The organism is Embleya sp. NBC_00896 (assembly GCF_045207785.1).
Classification (GTDB): Bacteria; Actinomycetota; Actinomycetes; order Streptomycetales; family Streptomycetaceae; genus Embleya.
Map to the genome: position 1 here is coordinate 1,510,059 of NZ_CP108776.1, position 18,294 is coordinate 1,528,352.

General features: G+C 73.4%; 14 protein-coding genes and 1 riboswitch. Of the genes, 6 read left to right on the top strand and 8 right to left on the bottom strand.

Annotation, left to right across the window (positions count from 1 at the left end):
• Positions 1-16: 16 nt before the first annotated feature.
• Complete coding sequence (locus OG928_RS06880) at positions 17-1,117, top strand: cobalt-precorrin-5B (C(1))-methyltransferase (RefSeq protein WP_406280595.1); 1,101 nt, start codon at positions 17-19, stop codon at positions 1,115-1,117.
• 80 nt (positions 1,118-1,197) lie between these two features.
• Here OG928_RS06880 and cobM read toward each other — a convergent pair whose 3' ends face one another.
• The 6 genes from cobM to OG928_RS06910 all read right to left on the bottom strand — a co-directional run bounded on the left by cobM (position 1,198) and on the right by OG928_RS06910 (position 10,199).
• Positions 1,198-1,944, bottom strand: coding sequence for a precorrin-4 C(11)-methyltransferase (gene cobM, locus OG928_RS06885; protein ID WP_406280597.1), 747 nt, complete (start codon positions 1,942-1,944; stop codon positions 1,198-1,200).
• Positions 1,945-1,951: 7 nt separating this feature from the next.
• The gene (gene cbiE / locus OG928_RS06890; protein ID WP_406280598.1) at positions 1,952-3,256 is read right to left on the bottom strand and encodes a precorrin-6y C5,15-methyltransferase (decarboxylating) subunit CbiE; all 1,305 of its coding nucleotides are present in this window, start codon (positions 3,254-3,256) and stop codon (positions 1,952-1,954) included.
• Positions 3,249-6,896: a cobaltochelatase subunit CobN gene (cobN, locus tag OG928_RS06895; protein ID WP_406280600.1), complete on the bottom strand. Its 3,648-nt coding sequence runs from the start codon at positions 6,894-6,896 to the stop codon at positions 3,249-3,251. Before cobN ends, cbiE begins: the two co-directional genes overlap by 8 nt.
• A 134-nt stretch (positions 6,897-7,030) precedes the next feature.
• Positions 7,031-7,129: riboswitch (cobalamin riboswitch) on the bottom strand.
• 126 nt (positions 7,130-7,255) lie between these two features.
• On the bottom strand, positions 7,256-8,383 hold the full coding sequence (locus tag OG928_RS06900; RefSeq protein ID WP_406280602.1) for a threonine aldolase family protein: 1,128 nt from the start codon (positions 8,381-8,383) through the stop codon (positions 7,256-7,258).
• A 118-nt stretch (positions 8,384-8,501) separates the two neighbouring features.
• Positions 8,502-8,702, bottom strand: coding sequence for a cold-shock protein (locus OG928_RS06905; RefSeq protein ID WP_026218153.1), 201 nt, complete (start codon positions 8,700-8,702; stop codon positions 8,502-8,504).
• Between the two features lie 345 nt (positions 8,703-9,047).
• Positions 9,048-10,199, bottom strand: coding sequence for a CaiB/BaiF CoA transferase family protein (locus OG928_RS06910; RefSeq protein WP_406280604.1), 1,152 nt, complete (start codon positions 10,197-10,199; stop codon positions 9,048-9,050).
• Between the two features lie 75 nt (positions 10,200-10,274).
• Between OG928_RS06910 and OG928_RS06915 the strand changes: the two genes are divergently transcribed.
• Positions 10,275-11,006 carry an ArsR/SmtB family transcription factor gene (locus OG928_RS06915; protein ID WP_406280606.1) on the top strand — a complete coding sequence of 244 codons (732 nt, stop codon included), beginning with the start codon at positions 10,275-10,277 and terminating at the stop codon, positions 11,004-11,006.
• Positions 11,007-11,370: 364 nt separating this feature from the next.
• Here OG928_RS06915 and OG928_RS06920 read toward each other — a convergent pair whose 3' ends face one another.
• The gene (locus OG928_RS06920; RefSeq protein ID WP_406280608.1) at positions 11,371-12,402 is read right to left on the bottom strand and encodes a GlxA family transcriptional regulator; all 1,032 of its coding nucleotides are present in this window, start codon (positions 12,400-12,402) and stop codon (positions 11,371-11,373) included.
• Between the two features lie 109 nt (positions 12,403-12,511).
• On the opposite strand from OG928_RS06920, the gene OG928_RS06925 reads away from it, so the two are divergent.
• The 4 genes from OG928_RS06925 to OG928_RS06940 all read left to right on the top strand — a co-directional run bounded on the left by OG928_RS06925 (position 12,512) and on the right by OG928_RS06940 (position 17,171).
• Entirely contained in the window at positions 12,512-13,447 is a 936-nt protein-coding gene (locus tag OG928_RS06925; protein WP_406280610.1) for an NAD-dependent epimerase/dehydratase family protein, read from the top strand.
• A gap of 206 nt (positions 13,448-13,653) precedes the next feature.
• Positions 13,654-15,066: a tetratricopeptide repeat protein gene (locus OG928_RS06930; protein ID WP_406280612.1), complete on the top strand. Its 1,413-nt coding sequence runs from the start codon at positions 13,654-13,656 to the stop codon at positions 15,064-15,066.
• A 139-nt stretch (positions 15,067-15,205) separates the two neighbouring features.
• Positions 15,206-16,300: a polyprenyl synthetase family protein gene (locus OG928_RS06935; RefSeq protein ID WP_406280614.1), complete on the top strand. Its 1,095-nt coding sequence runs from the start codon at positions 15,206-15,208 to the stop codon at positions 16,298-16,300.
• A 187-nt stretch (positions 16,301-16,487) separates the two neighbouring features.
• Positions 16,488-17,171 (top strand): hypothetical protein, encoded by a 684-nt coding sequence (locus tag OG928_RS06940; protein WP_406280616.1) that lies wholly within the window; start codon positions 16,488-16,490, stop codon positions 17,169-17,171.
• A 17-nt stretch (positions 17,172-17,188) separates the two neighbouring features.
• Here the strand turns inward: OG928_RS06940 and OG928_RS06945 are convergent, their stop codons facing one another.
• Complete coding sequence (locus tag OG928_RS06945; protein WP_406280618.1) at positions 17,189-18,292, bottom strand: DNA cytosine methyltransferase; 1,104 nt, start codon at positions 18,290-18,292, stop codon at positions 17,189-17,191.
• Positions 18,293-18,294: the final 2 nt, after the last annotated feature.

Genomic DNA, 18,294 nt, shown 5'->3' on the forward strand with positions numbered 1-18,294 from the left:
ATCGGCCCCTTCCCCGATGACCGGCACGACCCGCCCCGATGGGTTGCGCCGCGGCTGGACCACCGGGGCCTGCGCGACCGCCGCCACGACGGCGGCCTATCAGGCGTTGCTCACCGGCGAGTTCCCCGACCCGGTGACCGTCCACCTGCCCGGCGGCCAGACCCCGGCGTTCGCGCTCGCCGTCGAGAACCACGCGCCCGACGCGGCCATGGCGGGCGTGGTCAAGGACGCCGGCGACGACCCCGACGTGACGCACGGCGCGCTGGTCCGGGCCACCGTGCGGCACGCCGAACCGGGGACCGGCGTGACCTTTCGCGCCGGCCCGGGCGTCGGCACGGTGACCCTGCCCGGCCTGCCGCTCGCGGTCGGCGAGCCGGCCGTCAACCCCGTGCCGCGCAAGCTCATGCGCGAGGCCGTCGCGCGCGTGGCGCAGGCGTACGGCGGCAGCGGCGACGTCACGGTCGAGTTGTCCGTGGACAACGGCGCCGAGATCGCCGAGCAGACCTGGAACCCGCGCCTGGGCATCCTCGGCGGCCTGTCCATCCTCGGCACCACCGGCGTCGTGATCCCGTACTCGTGCTCGGCCTGGATCGACTCGATCCGGCGCGGCATCGACGTCGCGCTGGCCACCGGCGAGACGCACGTGCTGGGCGCGACCGGGACCACCTCCGAGCGGGTCGGCGCCGAGCTGTACGGCCTCTCCGGCACGGCGCTGCTCGACATGGGCGACTTCGCCGGCGCGCTGCTCAAGTACCTGCGCCGGCACCCGATCCCGCGGCTGACCGTGGCCGGCGGCTTCGCCAAGCTCTCCAAGCTCGCCGACGGGCACCTCGACCTGCACTCGGGCCGCTCGCAGGTGGACCTGGACGCGCTCGCCGCCCGGGTCCTCGGCGCCGGCGGCACGGCCGAGCTCGCGGACCGCGTCAGGGCCGCGAACACGGCCCTGCACGCGCTCGAACTCGCCCGGGCCGCCGACGTCCCGCTCGGCGACGCGGTGGCCGTGGCCGCCCGCGACGCGGCCCGCGCGCTGCTGCGCGGCAGCGAACTCCCGATCACCGTCGACGTGGTGGCGATCGACCGCGGCGGCACCATCGTCGGCCGGGCCGAACCGGCGTAGGAAGGAGCCCTGGGCCGGTCCGGGAAGTCCCGGCGGACCCGCCACAATCCCCCGGGCAGGGCCCGGGGCCCGCCCGCGGCTCACGACGCCCGGTCCCGGGCCCGGCTGTACAGGTGGCTGTCGCAGAAGCCCGGTTCGCCGAGCACCCGCCCGACCATGATCACCGCGACCGCCTTGATCCCGTTGTCGCGCACCAGCGACACCAGGTCGGCCAGCTCGCCGCGCACGATCAGTTCGTCGGCGCGCGACGCGCGCGCGACCACCGCGACCGGGCAGTCCGCGCCGTACAGCGGGGTCAACTCGGTGACCACACGCTCGACCTGACCCACCGCCAGATGCAGCACGAGCAGCGCGCCCGATCGTCCGAGCGTGCTCAGGTCCTCCCCCGGCGGCATCGCGGTCGCGTTGCCGGCGACCCGGGTCAGGATCACCGTCTGACCCACCGTCGGCAGCGTCAGCTCGCGTCCCATCGCGGCCGCCGCGGCGGCGAAGGCCGGTACGCCGGGGGTGATGTCCCACGGGATGCCCAGCGCGTCGAGCCGGCGCTGCTGCTCGGCCACGGCGCTGAAGAACGAGGTGTCCCCCGACTGCAACCGGGCCACATCGTGCCCGGCCTCGTGCGCGGTCCGCAGCTCCTCGACGATCTGGTCCAGGTTCAGGTCGGCGGTGTCCACGAGCCGGGCCCCCGCCGGTGCCGCCTCGACCAGTTCGCGCGGCACCAGCGCGCCCGCGTACAGGCAGACCGGCGACGCGGCGATGATCCGCAGACCCCGCACGGTGATCAGGTCGGCCGCGCCGGGGCCGGCGCCGATGAAGTGGACGGTCATGGCTGGACTACTCCTCGTTGGTATCGGGCTTGACGACCACCCACTGGGTGACGGGCATCGCGGGTCGCCACCCCGTGAATCGGCCGACCGGCGCGGACCGGGTGACCTGGAGGCGGGTCAACTCCCCGCCGTACGACGCGCGATGGCGCAGGAGATCGGCCTCGGTCTCGGCCACCACCGCGTTCGCCACGAGCCGACCGCCGGGTCGCAGCGACGCCCAGCACCGCTCGACCACGCCGTCCGCCGTCAGGCCGCCGCCGATGAAGATCGCGTCGGGTGCGTCGCCGCCCGGTGCGATCGCGTCGGATCGCGAGGAGCCGGCCGTCGCCACCGGGTCGGCCGCCCCCGCCGGCAGCACGTCCGGTGCCCGCCCCACCACGACCCGCAGCCCCGGCACGCCGAGCGTGGCCGCGTTCGCGCGGGCCCGTTCGGCCCGGTCCGCACGCGCCTCGAAACCGATCGCGCGGCAGGAGGGGTGCGTCCGCATCCACTCGATGCCGATGCTCCCGTTCCCGGCCCCGACGTCCCACAGCAGCTCGCCCGGCATCGGTCCGAGCGCGGCGAGCGTGACCGCGCGGATCTCCCGCTTGGTCAGCTGACCGTCGTGCTCGTACGCGTCGTCGGGCAGCCCCGGCACCCGGCTGAGCCCGGGCCCCGATCCGCACGCGATCGCGATCACGTTGAGGTTCGCGAACCGCCGCTCGGGCGCGGCCGCGAGCGCGTGGGCCGTGCCCTGCCACACCGATTCGGCGGGTCCGCCCAGGTGTTCGAGCACCGTGACGGTGCTCGAACCGAAGTCCCGCGCGCACAGCAGTTCGGCCGCCCCACCGGGTGTCAGTCCGTCCGCGGCCAGCACGAGCACCCGTGCCCCCGCGTGCAGTTCGGCGGCCAACGCGGCGAGCGGTCGGCCGACCGCGCTCACCACCGGGACGTCCTGCACGGACCATCCCATCCGCGCGCACGCGAGCGAGACGCTGGAGGGCGCGGGCCACACGGTGACCCGATCGAGCCCCAACTCCCGGACCAGCGTGGCCCCGACGCCGAAGAACATCGGGTCACCGCTGGCCAGCACGCACACCGTGCCGCGCGCGGCCGACTTCGCCACCACCTCGACCGAGAACGGCGAGGGCCACGCCACCCGCTCGGCCGGGCCGGCCGGGACCAGCGCCAGGTGGCGCACGGCCCCGACCACGACGTCGGCACCGGTGACGACCGCGCGGGCGGCGGCGGAGAGCCCCGCCCACCCGTCGTCACCGATCCCGACCACATCGACCGAACCGGCGATGCGCTCAGGGGGGTTCCCCTCAGCCATCCGCCGCGTCCTCGCCCCCTTCGAGGTCTCCCTCGACGTCCAGGTACACCTCGCGCAGCCCCTCCAGCGTGGCCGCCGTCGGCTTCTCCCACATGCCGCGGTCCGCGGCCTCCAGGAGCCGCTCGGCGATCCCGCGCAGGGCCCACGGGTTCGAGGTGCGCATGAACTCGCGGTTGGTCTCGTCGAGGACGTACTCCTCGGTGAGCTTCTCGTACATCCAGTCCGCGACCACGCCGGTGGTCGCGTCGTAGCCGAACAGGTAGTCCACGGTCGCCGCGAGCTCGAACGCGCCCTTGTAGCCGTGCTTGCGCATCGCCTCGATCCAGCGCGGGTTGACCACCCGGGCCCGGAACACCCGCGCGGTCTCCTGCTCCAGGGTCCGCGTCCGCACCGCGTCCGGCATCGTCGAGTCGCCGATGTACGCGGCCGGGGCCTTGCCGGTGAGCGCGCGCACGGCCGCGACCATGCCGCCGTGGTACTGGAAGTAGTCGTCCGAGTCGGCGATGTCGTGCTCGCGCGTGTCGGTGTTCTTGGCCGCGACCGCGATCCTGCGGTACGCGTCCTCCATGTCCTCGCGCGCGAACACCCCGTCCAGGTCCCGCCCGTAGGCGTACCCGCCCCACGTCGCGTACACCTCGGCGAGGTCCGCGTCGTCGCGCCAGGTGCGGGCGTCGATCAGCGGCAGCAGGCCCGCGCCGTACGCGCCGGGCCGCGAGCCGAACACGCGGGTGGTCGCGCGCCGCGCGTCGCCGTGCCGCTCGGTGTCGGCCCGCACGTGGGCGCGGACGTAGTTGTCCTCGTCGTCCTCGTCCAACTCCGCGACCAGCCGCACCGCGTCGTCGAGCAGCAGCACGACGTGCGGGAACGCGTCCCGGAAGAAGCCCGAGATGCGCACGGTGACATCCACGCGCGGGCGGCCCAGCTCGGCGAGCGTGATCGCCTCGATGCCGGTGACCCGCCGGGACGCGTCGTCCCACACCGGACGGACCCCGAGCAGCGCCAGCACCTCCGCGATGTCGTCGCCGCTGGTGCGCATCGCGCTGGTGCCCCACACCGAAAGCCCGACCGAGCGCGGCCACTCGCCGTCGTTGTCGGCGCGGTAGCGCTCGAGGAGCGAGTCCGCGAGCGCCTGTCCGGTCTCCCAGGCCAGTCGGCTCGGGATCGCCTTCGGGTCGACGGTGTAGAAGTTGCGGCCCGTCGGCAGCACGTTGACCAGGCCGCGCAGCGGCGACCCGCTCGGTCCGGCCGCGACGTACCCGCCGGCGAGCGCGTGCAGCACCGCGCCGATCTCGTCGCCGGTGCGGTCCAGCCGCGGCACGATCTCGGTCGCCGCGAACGCCAACACGTCCGCCACGGCCGCGGATTCGGCACCCAGCACCTCCCGGGTGACCGGCAGGGCGAGCGCCGGGTCCCAGCCGCCGGCCTCCATCGCCGCGACCAGCCGGTGCGCGCGGTCCTCGGCCGCGTCGGTCTCGTTGCGCGAGGCGCTGCCGCCCTCGACCAGCCCGAGCGACTCGCGCAGCCCGGGCAGCGCCGCCGCCTTGCCGCCCCACACCTGGCGGGCCCGCAACATCGCGGTGACCAGGTTGATCCGCCCCTCACCGGTCGGCGCGCTGCCCAGGATGTGCAGGCCCTCGCGGATCTGCGCGTCCTTGACCTCGCACAGCCAGCCGTCCAGGTGCAGGATCAGGTCGTCGAACTCGGCCTCGTGCGGCCGGTCGGTGATCCCGAGGTCGTGGTCGAGCTTGGTGGCCTGGATCAGCGTCCAGATCTGGGCCTGGAGGGCCGGCCCCTTGGCGGGGTCGAGCGCCTGCACGTTCGCGTACTCGTCGAGCAGCTGCTCCAGGCGGGTCAGGTCGCCGTAGGTCTCCGCGCGCGCCATCGGCGGTACGAGGTGGTCGACGATGATCGCGTGCGCGCGGCGCTTGGCCTGCGCGCCCTCGCCCGGGTCGTTGACCAGGAACGGGTACACCAGCGGCAGATCGCCGAGCACCGCGTCCGGGCCGCACTCCGCCGACAGCCCGAGGTTCTTGCCCGGCAGCCACTCCAACGTGCCGTGCTTGCCCAGGTGGACGAGCGCGTCCGCGCCGAACCCGCCCGGTCCGGCGGGCGCGTCGAGCCACCAGTAGGCGGCCAGGTAGTGGTGGCTCGGCGGCAGGTCCGGGTCGTGGTAGATCGCGACCGGGTTCTCGCCGAAGCCGCGCGGCGGCTGGATGATCAGGATGACGTTGCCCGCGCGCAGCGCCGCGAGCACGATCTCTCCCTCGGGGTCGCGCGAGTGGTCCACGTACAGCTCGCCGGGCGGCGGGCCCCAGTGCTCCTCGATGTCGGCGCGCAGGCCGATCGGCAGCTTGGCGTAGCGCTCGCGGTAGTCGCCGGCCGAGATCCGCACCGGGTTGCCTTCGAGCTGAGCCTCCGTCAGCCACTCCGGGTCCTGGCCGCCGGCGGCGATCAGCGCGTGGATGAGCTTGTCGCCGTCCGGGGGTTCGAGGCCGGGCAGCGCGTCGGCGCCGTCGATCGGGCCGACGTCGTACCCGGCCTCGCGCATCGCGCGCAGCAGCGCGACCGCCGACGCGGGGGTGTCCAGGCCGACCGCGTTGCCGATCCGGGCGTGCTTGGTCGGGTAGGCGGACAGCACCACGCCGACCTTGCGCTCGCCGACCGGAATGTGCCGAAGTCGGGCGTGCCGTACCGCGATTCCGGCCACGCGCGCGGCCCGCTCGGGGTCGGCGGCGTAGTAGGTGAGGCCGTCTCGGCCGGTCTCCTTGAACGAGAACGGGACGGTGATCAGCCGGCCGTCGAACTCGGGCACGGCGACCTGGGTGGCCGCGTCCATCGGGGACAGGCCCGCGTCGCCGGCCTCCCACTCCGCGCGGCTGGTGGTCAGGCTGAGCGCCTGCAGGATGGTGACGTCGAGGGCGCCGAGCGCGCCGACGTCCCACTGCTCGTCGTCGCCGCCGGCCGAGACCTCGGCGGGTTTGGCACCGCCGGCGCCACCGGCCGCGAGCACGGTCACCAGCAGCGCGTCGACCTCCGCGAGCGCCGCGAACAGCGACTCGTCGGCGCCGCGCAGGGACGCGCACCAGATCGGCACGGCCCGCCCGCCGGCGTCCTCGATCGCCGCGCACAGCCCGTCCACGAACGCGGTGTTCCCGGCGAGGTGGTGGGCGCGGTAGTACAGCACGCCGACGGCGGGGCCCTCGCTCGTGCGCGCGGTCCGGTCGAGCCGGCCCCACGAGGGCACCTCGACCGGCGGCTCGAAGCCGTGGCCGGTCAGCAGGATCGTGTCGGAGAGGAAGCGGTACAGCTGGGTCAGGTTGGCCGGGCCGCCCTGCGCGAGATAGGTGTGCGCCTGCGCGCTCACCCCCGCGGGCACGGTCGCCAACTCCATCAGGGCCGCGTCGGCGGCGAACTCACCGCTGAGCACGACCACCGGGCGCGGACCCGCGAGCAGCGCGTCCAGGCCCTCCTCCCAGGCGCGTCGGCCGCCGAGCAGGCGAACCACCACGAGGTCGGTGCCGTCGAGGAGCGCGGGCAGGTCGGCGACGTGGACGCGGGCCGGGTTGGCCGGTCGCCAGTCGCCCTCGCTCGCCTTGGCGCTGAGCAGGTCGGTGTCGGAGGTCGACAGGAGCAGGATCACCGGGCACCTCCGCCGACGACGGCGTGGCGCGCCACAAAGTGGATGCTGCGAATGCAAGAACGCCGGCAGGACGGAATCGTCACCTGGAGCGCCTCTCCGGGGTCCTCGCCCCATCGGACTCGGGGTGAGACGCGCAGTTCCTGACTCCCGGTCACGTCGTAGCCGTCGGATGACGTCGTACGACGGAGCCGGTCACAGTGGCGGGACCGTCCCGGGATCGCACCGGGTTCCTGCCACGCCCTCCCCGCGCCGGTAGGGCCGGCGCGGGGTCAGCATCGCTCAGTGGCCGGGCTTGACGCAACACGCCCCGTCGGGCGTCGGAGCCGGTGGTGACACATGTCACCGCCGGCCCGCGCCGATCAGCGACTCTTGCGGGCCCGCTCGACCAGGGCGGCGAACTCGGCGGTCGCCTCCTCGGCGGACCACTCCAGGGCCGGGTCCGCGACGGTGATCTCGGTGTACGAGAAGCCGGGCAGGCCCGGCTCGATCCAACGGTTGGTCAGCCACACGCCGCGCTCGACCGCGATGTCGAACGCGGCCCGGGTGAGCACGTCGGCCGGGAACGGCAGCCACACCTGGAACTGGTGCGTGTGCGGGACCGCCGGGAACACGGTCGTTTCGGGCACGGCTGCGAGGCCGGCCGCGATCGTCGCGGCGTGCGCGACGTAGGTGTCCAGTCGCGGCAGCGTCTCGTCCAGCGCGACGAGTGCGTCGAGCGCCATCGGCCACATTTGGAAGGACCGCCCGCCGTAGCGGTGCCGCCACGCGTGCGCCTCCTCGATCAGCTCGGCGCTGCCCGCGAGGGCCGCCCCGGCGCCCGCGCCGAGGCCCTTGTAGTAGGACACGTACACCGAGTCGAACAGGTCGACGATCTCGGTCAGGCCGTGCCCGAGGTGGGCGGTGCTCTCCCACAGCCGCGCGCCGTCCAGGTGCAGCGCGGCGTGGCGGTCCCGTGCCGCCTGTACGGTCGCGAGCAGGTCGTCCCACTCGGGTAGCACGAACCCGTGGTCGCGCAGCGGGAGTTCGTAGAACAGCGTGCCGAACGGCTCACCGCTCCCGCGGACGTCCTCGGCGGTGATCTGGCCGGGGCCCCGGGTCAGCAGGAGCGGCCGGATCCCGGACAGGACCGAGACCGCGTCGCGCTCGTAGGTCAGCGGGTGGGCGCGCGGGTGCATGCCGACCACGTTCGAGCCGGTCGCGCCGACGTGGCAGCGCAGGGCGACCTGTTGGGCCATCGTGCCGGTGGGGAAAAACAGAGCCGCCTCGGTGCCGAGCAGTTCCGCCGTGCGTGCCTCCAGCCGCGCGACCGAGCCGCCGTCCCCGTAGAAGTCGGGCCACTCCTCGGACGCGGCCGGGCCCTCCGCGGCGGCCGTGAGCCCGGCGAGCCGCTCGGCGATGGTCACGGGTCGTCTCCCGGACAGCACTCGGTCGCTCGCGCGGAGCACGCGGAGCCTTCCGGTGGCCGCGTCGTATTCGTTGTCTCCCATGAGGGCATCATGCAACGCCGATCCGCTCGCGGCCGTTTTCCGGCCGGAGGCCACGGGGAACGCAGGCGGGGCCCGCACCGAGATCGGTGCGGGCCCCGCCTGTGAGTGATGTGTGCCGTCAGACGGTGATGTTCTCCGCCTGCGGGCCCTTCTGGCCCTGAACAGCGTCGTAGGAGACCTTCTGGCCCTCGACAAGCTCACGGTAGCCCTGCGACTGGATCGCCGAGTAGTGCGCGAAAACATCCGGGCCGCCGTCGTCCGCCTGGATGAAGCCGAAGCCCTTTTCCGCGTTGAACCACTTCACGGTTCCAGTAGCCATACAAATCTCCTTCGTGGTGCCAAATGGACGTACGCACTTGCGTAAGTCCAAGTCGCAACAGCAATCCATTTTTCACATGAATCCGGTTCGACATAAACAAAAAGCGCCCGACGGTCACGACCGTAAGGCGCTCACGAAATTCATGGGAACCACTACTGCAACTACGCCGAGGCTAGCACGGAAAATCGCCCGACCTCGAAAACGGCGCGCGAAATTCCTCCCATGGACCCGAATCCCGCTCGATCCGATGAGCCGACAGGGCCGGGACCGGGCCGGGTGCCCGCTTCGGTACGGCTCGGCGCCGGTCGGCGCGGCCCGGTGCGGCTCGGCGCCGGTCGGTGCGGCTCAGTCCCGCTTCTCGATCCCCAGTTCCGCCAGGATCGCCGCCGTGTGCTCGCCGACCGCCGGGATCGGACCCATCGCGGCCTCACGGCCGGTCACCGTGACCGGGGGCAGCAGCGCGCGCAGCGGGCCGACCGGGGAATCGACGGTACGCAGTCGGTCGCGGGCGGCGTGTTGGGGGTGGTCGGCGAACTCGGCGACGGTGCGCATGCGCGCGTTGGCGATGCCCACGGCGTCCAGGCTCGCGACGATCTCGTCGGCGGTGCGGTCCGCGAAGGCCGCCTCGATCAGTTCGGTGAGCCGCTCGTTGCCGGCGACCCGCAGCGGGTTGGTTCGGAACCGGGCGTCGTCGACGAGGTCGGGCCGACCCAGCACGCGCTCGCACAGCGCGACCCACTCGCGGTCGTTCTGCACGCCCACGAACACCTGGGCACCGTCCCCGACCCGGTACGGGCCGTACGGCGCGATCGCCGCGTGCCGGGCCCCGGTGCGCGGCGGGGGCGTGCCGCCGTAGCCGGCGAAGTAGTACGGGTAGCCCATCCACTCGCCGAGCGCGTCCAGCATCGAGACCTCGAAGTCGCTGCCCTCGCCCGTGAGTTGGCGTTCGTACAGCGCGGTGAGGATCCCGGTGAAGGCGTACATCGCGGCCGCGATGTCGGCGATCGGGATGCCGGCCTTCGCCGGGGCCTCCGGGGTGCCGGTGACCGAGAGCAGGCCCGCCTCGCACTGGACGAGCAGGTCGTACGCCTTCTTGTCGCGGTAGGGGCCGGTAGTCCCATAACCGGATATTCCACAGACGATCAGTCGCGGATATCGCGCCCGCAGATCCGCCGCGGCCAGGCCCAATCGGTCGGCCGCCCCGGGCGCCAGATTCTGTACGAAGACGTCGGCGCGGGCGAGCAGACGGTCCAGGATTTCCGCCGTGCCGGCGTCCTTGAGGTCGAGCGCGAGGCTTTCCTTGCCGCGGTTGACCCAGACGAAATGGCTCGACATTCCCTCGACGGTCTCGTCGTACGCGCGCGCGAAATCACCCGCGCCCGGCCGTTCGATCTTGATCACCCGCGCGCCGAGGTCGGCCAGTTGCCGGGTCGCGTAGGGCGCGGCGATGGCCTGTTCGAGGGAGACGACGGTGACGCCGGCGAGAGGAAGCAGCACGACTCCATACTGACAGAGCGTCAGGAGATGGACCCTTCGGTGTGCACCGAAACGTCCCGGGTCGATGATGGCGGCATGGATTCGATCGCACGCGCCGTCGACACGGCATCGGTGCCCCGCCTCGCGGCCCTGGCCGCCCTCCTCGCGGACGAGACCCGCGCCGCGGTGTGCCTGGCCCTGCTGGATCGGCGCGCGTGGACCGGCGGCGAGCTGGCCCGGCACTGCGGCGTCGCGCCGTCCACGATCAGCGAGCACCTGACCCGGCTGGTCGACGGGGGGCTGCTGGTGCAGGAACGCCAGGGGCGGCACCGGTACGTCCGTCTGGCCGACCCGGGCGTGGCCCGGATGGTCGAGGACCTGGCCGCGTACGCGACGCCCGTGCCCGGAACGCCGGCGACCTCCCTGCGCGCGCACTCGGCGGGTGAGGCGATGGCGAAGGGGCGCACCTGCTACGACCACCTGGCGGGCCGACTCGGCGTCGCGATCACCGACGCGCTGACCACCCGTGGTCTGCTCCGCCAGGACGCGGGCTTCGCGCTCACCGACGGCGGCGTCGCCTGGCTCACCGACCTGGGCGCCGACCTCACCACGACCGGCAAACGCCCCCTGGTCCGCCCGTGCCTGGACTGGACCGAACGTCGGCCCCACCTCGCGGGCACCGCCGGCGCGGAGCTGTGCCGACTGGTATTGACCATGGGCTGGGCGGAGCGGATCGGCAGCGGCCGGGCGGTGCGGACGACGGCCTTGGGCCGCGCGGAGTTCGAACGGACGCTGGGAATCGGCGCGGAGCAGTTCGAGCTGGTGTGACGCCGCCGCCCGGGCGGTGGGCCTCGGCCCGGGCGATCGAGGCGGGTCCGAGGCCGGGGTGGTCCGGGCCTACCGACCGCGTCGCCGGCTCTCCCACCGGCTCGCACGAACCCAATGCTCGCGTCGCCGCCTTCCGCGGAACCCGCGAAGAGGCATCGGCCGGCCGGCTCCCCCGGTCCGTCGATCCGCCACAGCAGCAACCGCTCCCCGGGCGCGCCGCCGATCTGCAACAGCGCGGGTTCACCGGGCACCGGGAACTCCAGCCCGACGTCCGCGTCCCCGCGGCCCCGGTAGGTGAACGGGGTGTCGTCGTCCCCGTGCTCGGCGGCCCGAAGCCCACCGGCCTCCCGACGAGCGATCTCAGTCATCGTCGGACCGTGCCACGCACGAGCCCGGCCGCGTAAGCCGGATCTCCCTCCGGAGCCGCCGACGCGCCCGAGTCGGGGGCGCCGCGCCCGAGTCGGCTGAAGGTCGCGCGATAGGTGCTGGGGGTCAGGCCGGTGCGGCGTTGCACGTGCTTGCGGAGGGAGTCGGTGGTGCCGATCCCGCTGGCGTGCGCGACCAGCTCCATCGTCAGGTCGGTGGTCTCCAGCAACTCCCGGGCCCGGTCCACGCGTTGATGCAGCAACCATTGCAGCGGGCTGAGGCCGGTCTCGGCGTGGAAGCGGCGGGTGAGGGTGCGGACGCTGGAGTTGGCGTGTGCGGCCAGGTCGCCGAGGGTGAGCGGCCGGTCGAGGTGCTCCAGGGCCCACGCGCGTGTGCCGGCCAGGGCCGTCCCGCTCTCCGGCGGCAGCGGCGATTCGATGAACTGGGCCTGGCCGCCCGGCCGTACGGGTGCCGCGACCACCAGGCGGGCGACCGTGTTGGCGACGGCCGCGCCGTAGTCGGTGCGGATCAGATGCAGGCACAGATCGATGCCGGCGGACAGACCGGCCGAGGTCAGGATCGGGCCGTCCTCGACGTACAGGACCCCCGGGCGCAGGTCGACCGCGGGGAAGGCGCGGCGGAACTCGTCGGTCATCAGCCAGTAGGTGGTGGCCGTGCGTCCGTCGAGCAGGCCGGCCTGCGCCAGCACGAACGCGCCGGTGCAGATGGACGCGACGCGCTTGCCGGCGGCCGCGGCCTCGCGCAGCCGGGCCAGGATCCGCGGGTCGGCCGAGACCCGGGCGCCGGTCCCGGTCACGATGACGGTGTCGGCCGCATCGATCGCGTCGAGGCCGTGCCGGACCACGAGGCCCAGGCCGCCGCTGCCGACCACCGGGCCGGGCTCGGCCGTACACACCCGGACCTCGTAGCCGGCCCCGTCGTCCAACTCGACCGCGCCGAGCACGAGTTCCGGGATGGACAGGTCGAACGTGGTGACCGGTGGCACGGCCACCACGGCTATCCGATGCATGGCTCGATCCTCCGGATGTTTGGCATTCCGGCCACTACCGTACGCCGAACACCGGCGGCAGAGTACTCACACACCCACCGCACACCCACGATCGATTCGGGAGTTCATCATGTCCGCCTCCACTGTCTTCCACGTCGTCGTCGGCGCCGGCCCGACCGGTTCGGCCACCGCACTGCTCCTGGCCGCGTCGGGCGAGCGGGTCCGCGTGCTGAGCCGAAGCGGCCGCGGACCGGAGCATCCGCTGATCGAGCGGATCGCCGCCGACGCGACCGACGTTTCTCGCCTGGTCGAACTCACCCAGGGCGCCGCCACGTTGTTCAACTGCGCGATGCCGGCGTACGACCGCTGGCCCACCGACTGGCCGCCGCTGGCCGCCGCGTTGCTGGGAACGGCCGAGCGAACCGGGGCGCGCTACGTGATGTTGGGCAACCTGTATGGCTACGGTCCGGTGGACGGGCCGATGACCGAGGACCTGCCGATGGCGCCGAGCACCGTGAAGGGCCGCGTCCGCGCCCGGATGTGGACCGACGCGTTGGCCGCGCACGACGCGGGGCGAGCGCTGGTGACGGAGGTGCGCGCGGCCGACTTCCTGGGCCCCGGCGCGGGCTCGCTGTTCAACTTCATGGTCGTGCCGCAGGTCCTGGCCGGAGAGCCGGCGGTGTACCTCGGCGACCTCTCGGCCCCGCGCGGTTGGTCGTACACCGGCGACGTGGCCCGCACGCTGGTCGCGGCCGCGCGCTCGGCCGAGTCGTGGGGCCGGGCCTGGCACGTCCCGTCGACGTCGACGCTGTCCCCGCGGGCGCTGGCCGAACTCCTCGCCGAGCTGACCGGGTCGCCGGCGCCGAAGCTGACCCGCATGTCCGCCGCGGAACTGCACGCGCTCGGGCGGGAGAACCCGATCCTGGCCGAGGTCGAGGAGATGCTGTACCTGATGGACTCCGGCCCCCTGAGCGCCGAACGGACCATGAAGACGTTCGACCTGACGCCCACCCCCGTGTCGACGGCCCTGCTGGAAATGACGGCGGCGCACACCCGTTCGACCTGACCACGCCGAGCACCCGGCGCGGCGTCCCGGTGACGGGTCCGAGGAACCATGACCTCGCTCCGGGACGCCCGGCCGAACGAGCGGACGGGCTACGCCCTAGCCACGCCCGGAGACCACTGCCGTGACCGGGGGCGTGCCTTCGAACACTCGCCCGCCGCGGGTCGACGTGTTTAATCGGTGGCGGTGGCACGACGGAAGGACCCGCGGTGAGCAAGGATCGACACGGCCTCGACATGTCGGGCATGGGCTCGGAGGCGACTCGGCACTACGAACGCGCGCTCGACGCGTTGCTCTTCTTCCGGCCGGAGGTCGCGGCCGAGGCCGAGGCGGCGCTCGCCGCCGAGCCCGGGGCGCCGATGGCGAACGCCCTCGTGGCCTACCTCGGCCTGCTCGGCACCGAGCCGGCCGACGCCGCGGCGGCCCGCGAGCGGCTCACCGCGTTCGTGCCGACCCCGACCCGGATCGGCGGACGCGAACTCGCCCATCTGGCCGCCGCAAACGCGTGGGCGGCCGGCGACATCCACCGGGCCGGTGCCATCCTGCACGAGCTCGTGACGGCCCATCCCAACGACGCGCTCGCGTTGATGGCCGGCCATCAAATCGACTTCTTCACCGGCGACGCCGTCCGGCTGCGCGACCGGGTCGGCGGCGCGCTGAGCGCGTGGGACACGGACGATCCGCACTACGGGCCGGTTTTGGGGATGTACGCGTTCGGTCTGGAGGAGGCCGGCCACTACGACCGCTCCGAGCAGGTCGGCCTGGCCGCCGTCGCGGCGAACCCGCGTGACGTGTGGGCGATCCACGCCGTGGTGCACACGTACGAGATGCAGGGCCGCTTCGCGGACGGGATCCGCTACCTCGACGCGCGCACCGGCGACTGGTCGAGCGGCAACTACCTGAACGTGCACAACTGGTGGCACTACGGCCTGTACGCGATCGAGGCCGGCGCGATCGATCGCGCGCTCGCCATCCACGACGCCGTCCTGCACAACGACAGGTCGGTCGGCGCCGCGATGGAACTCCTGGACGCCTCCGCGCTGTTGTGGCGGATCCACCTCGCCGGCGGCGCGCAGCCCGAGCGCTGGGGCAAGCTCGCCGACGCGTGGGCGGCCCGCGCGGACGGCCCCTACTACGCGTTCAACGACACGCACGCGGTGATGGCGTACATCGGCGCCGGTCGGATCGCCGAGGCCGAGGCGGTGATCCGCGACCGCGAGGCGTGGCTCGCCGAGCCGCACCCGGGGGTGGGCAACCACGCGATGACCGCCGAGGTCGGGCTGCCGGTGTGCCGCGCGCTCGTCGCGTTCGGGCAGGGCCGGTACGCCGAGACCGTCGACATCCTGACCCCGATCCGGCACCGCCTCAACACGTACGGCGGCAGCCACGCGCAACGCGACGCGATCCAGCAGACGCTGGTCGAGGCGGCCCTGCGGGCCGAGCGCCACGACCTGGCCCGCACGCTGCTGAGCGAGCGCGTCAACCTGCGCCCGTCCAGTCCGTACAACTGGCTCAAGCAGTCCCAACTCGCCGACGCGCTCGGCCGGTCCGCCGCGGCCGCCACCGCCCGAGACCGCGCGGACGCCTGCACCGCCGCGATCACCGTCGCGTGGGGCCGCTGACGCGGCGCCCCGTCGAGAGGCCGATCGCACCGATTTGTCGCGCTTTTCTGGGTAGCATCGCGTCACTGATCGTGTTCGTCGGGGTCGGGTGGGCTCCGTTGTCGATCATCCGTTCGCGTCCCACGTCGCAGGGAGTTCGATGATCGTCGGCGCACCACGTCCCGGGACCGCACCGGGTTCGGCACCGGGCGAGCCCGACCCGCTCCCGGCCCTGCTCGCCGAGTTGGAGTCGTGGGTGGAGCCGGCCGCGGATCCGCTGGATGCCATGGTGCGCACCGCGCTGCTCCCGCCCGGCCGGCTGCTGCGTCCACTCCTGGTGCTGCGCTCGGCGGCGGTCGTGGGCGGCCCGATCGAGCACGCGCTGCCGGCGGCCGCGGCGGTCGAGATGGTGCACGCGGCGAGCCTGGTGCACGACGACATCATCGATCAGGACGACCCGCGCCGCGGCCGGCCGTCCGCGCATCGGCGCTACGGCCGCGACCGGGCCGTCCTGCTCGGGGACGCGTTGATCTTCAGGGTGTTCACCGCGCTGTCCGCGTGCCGCGAGCGCGGTGCCGACGCCGCGCGCGTGGTCGAGGCGGCGGCCGAACTGTCCCGGGCCGGCACCGATCTGTGCCGTGGGGTGGTCCGCGAGCTGGACGGCGGTGCGCACGGGCCCACGATGGACGGGCCCGAGTATCCGGACACGGCCCGGCTCAAGCCGGCGGTGCTGCTCCGCGCGGCCTGCCGGGTCGGCGCGATCATCGGTGGCGGGAATCGCGAACAGACCGACCGCCTGGGCCGCTTCGGCTCGGCGCTCGGCGCCGCCCGCCGGATTCGCGAGGACCTGCTGCCCTTCGTCGCGCACCCTTGCGAGCCGGGCGTACCGGCGCCGAGCGGCCTGGCGAACCGGCACCCGACGCTGCCGCTGCTGCTTGCCCGGCAGGCCGGTTCCGCCGAGGACCGCCGGCTCCTGCGGTGTCTGGTGCACGGCGTCACCGACCCCGATCCGGCAGCCAACGACGAGGACGTCGCGGACCGCTTCGATCGCCTGCGCGAAGTCCTCGACCGGACCGGCGCCCTGGCCGCCGCCACGGCCTTGATGCACCGTTGGATCGAGAGCGCGCTGACCGAGTTGGCCGGCCTGCCGGACGGCGCCGCGCACGCGAGCCTGACCGATCTCGTGCGCTCGGTGGGCGAGCTGCCGGCGCCTACGCACACCGAGCGGGCCGGCCTCAGTCCCTCCGGGGTTTGAGGACACCTTCGGGCCGCACGGGGTTCGCGGATCGGCCGCTCAAGCCCACCCGTCGCCCACGTGCGCGATCTCCGACACCGCCTTGCCACCCGCCGCCCCTCCCCTGTGGGTCCGCGCACGAGCGGTACGCGAGAATTGCGAACCTGTCATGGGTCGAGAACGCGGGAGACACGGGAGAGTGGCACGCATGGGTGAGACCGGGTCGAACGGTTCCGGAGCGCGGCGCGAGCTGCCGAACGATCCGGATCTGATCGCCGCCGCCGCCGCGAATCCGGGCGGATCGGTCGCCGAGATCGATCCGACCTACGCCGACGACCCGAACGGCTACATCCCGGGCGAGGCCATCCGCGGCGCCTGGGTGGTCGGCCCCGCCGGCGAGCTGACCGGCGAGTACCGCGAGAACCCGCGCCACGGCCCGCCGAAGGACGACTTCGCCAAGCTGGTCGATCTGGACGCCTGGTACGGCTGGCTCGGCGACGACCCGGTCGGCGCGATCCGCGAATCGGTCACGGAGTGCTTCGACGGCCAGGCCCCCGGCGCCACCCTGACGTGGATGAAGGTCCTCGACCCCCCGCGCAGCGCGACCGCGGGCCGCCCCGACCCCGCCGACGCCCAATTCCTCATCGCGACCCGCGGTGCCTTGGCCGTCCCGTTCGCCGCCCAGATCACCGCCCCCGAGCGGGAGCGCGTGACCGTATGCGGCGTCTTCACCTGGGCGGCGATCAACCTCGACACCCCGGCCGACCGGCACGACCGGGTCTGGCTCGACCTCGACGCCGACCTCGACTGGGCCGAGCAGCAACTCCCGAGCCGGATGTACGGCATGGACGAAGAGACCGCCGCCCCGGACGACGACGCGAACACGCCGTAGCCCGGCGGCCCCGCGTCCTACTGCGCCGCGCGCAGGTGCGGCTTCAGGTGGCGGGCGATGGCCTCGGCCAGGGTCGGCGGGACCGCGTTGCCGATCTGGCGGGCGATCTCGGTCTTGGAGCCGCACCAGAGATAGGTCTCCGGGAAGGACTGGAGCCGGGCCGCCTCGCGGTGGGTGATCGGGCGGTTGACCCGGTCGGTCGGGTCGTCCGGGTTCCACTGCGGGTGCAGGTATTGGCCCTTCTCGGGCTTGTAGAACTCGGTGCGGATGGTCAGGGACGGGTGGTCCCAGCGCATCCGGCCCATCACGTCGGTGGTGCCGGTCTTCTTGTTGCGCCAGCAGTCCGGGAGCAGGTGGTCGGGGAGATCGAACCGGCCGCCGCCCGGGGGGACGCAGTCGTAGCGCAGCAACGAGCGCTCGATCGGGGTGCGGGCCAGGTGCAGGTCCGCCTCCTTGAAGACGCCGGGCACGGCGCGGCCGAAGAACTCGGTCCTCGATACGGGCAGGCTCGTGGTCCCCGGCACGCGCGGCAGGCCCTCGATCGCGTCCCGGACGGTCCGCCACCGACGGGTGCCGGTGGGGCCGTGGGTGGCCGGCGGCACGGCGATCTCGCCGACCCGGGAGCCGATCACGATCGCCCGCTTGCGGCGCTGCGGGACGCCGTAGTCCACCGCCGGGAGCAGCGCGTCGGTCAGCGTGTACCCCTCCAGGAGGCCGCCCGGCTGCGCCTCGGCGAGCAGCAGCGCGAACTCGGCGGACTTCTGGAAGCGGTCCACGTTCTCGATCACGAACACCTTGGGCTTCGCGCGGCGCACGAACCGCAGGTATTCCTTCCAGAGCTTGTTGCGCGGGTCCTCGACGTTGCGGCTGCCGAGGTTGGAGAAGCCCTGGCAGGGCGGTCCGCCGATGATCAGGTCTGCGCGCGGGATGTCCTTGTCCGCGATCGCGGCGATGTCGCCCCAGCGCATGTGCGCCTCGCCGAAGTTGGCGGCGTACGTCGCGGCCGCGTGCAGGTTCCACTCGACCGCCATGACCGGCCGATAGCCCTTCGCGGCGGCGAACCCGGACGTCATTCCGCCGCAGCCCGCGAACAGGTCGATCATGGTGATGGGTCGTGCCATGC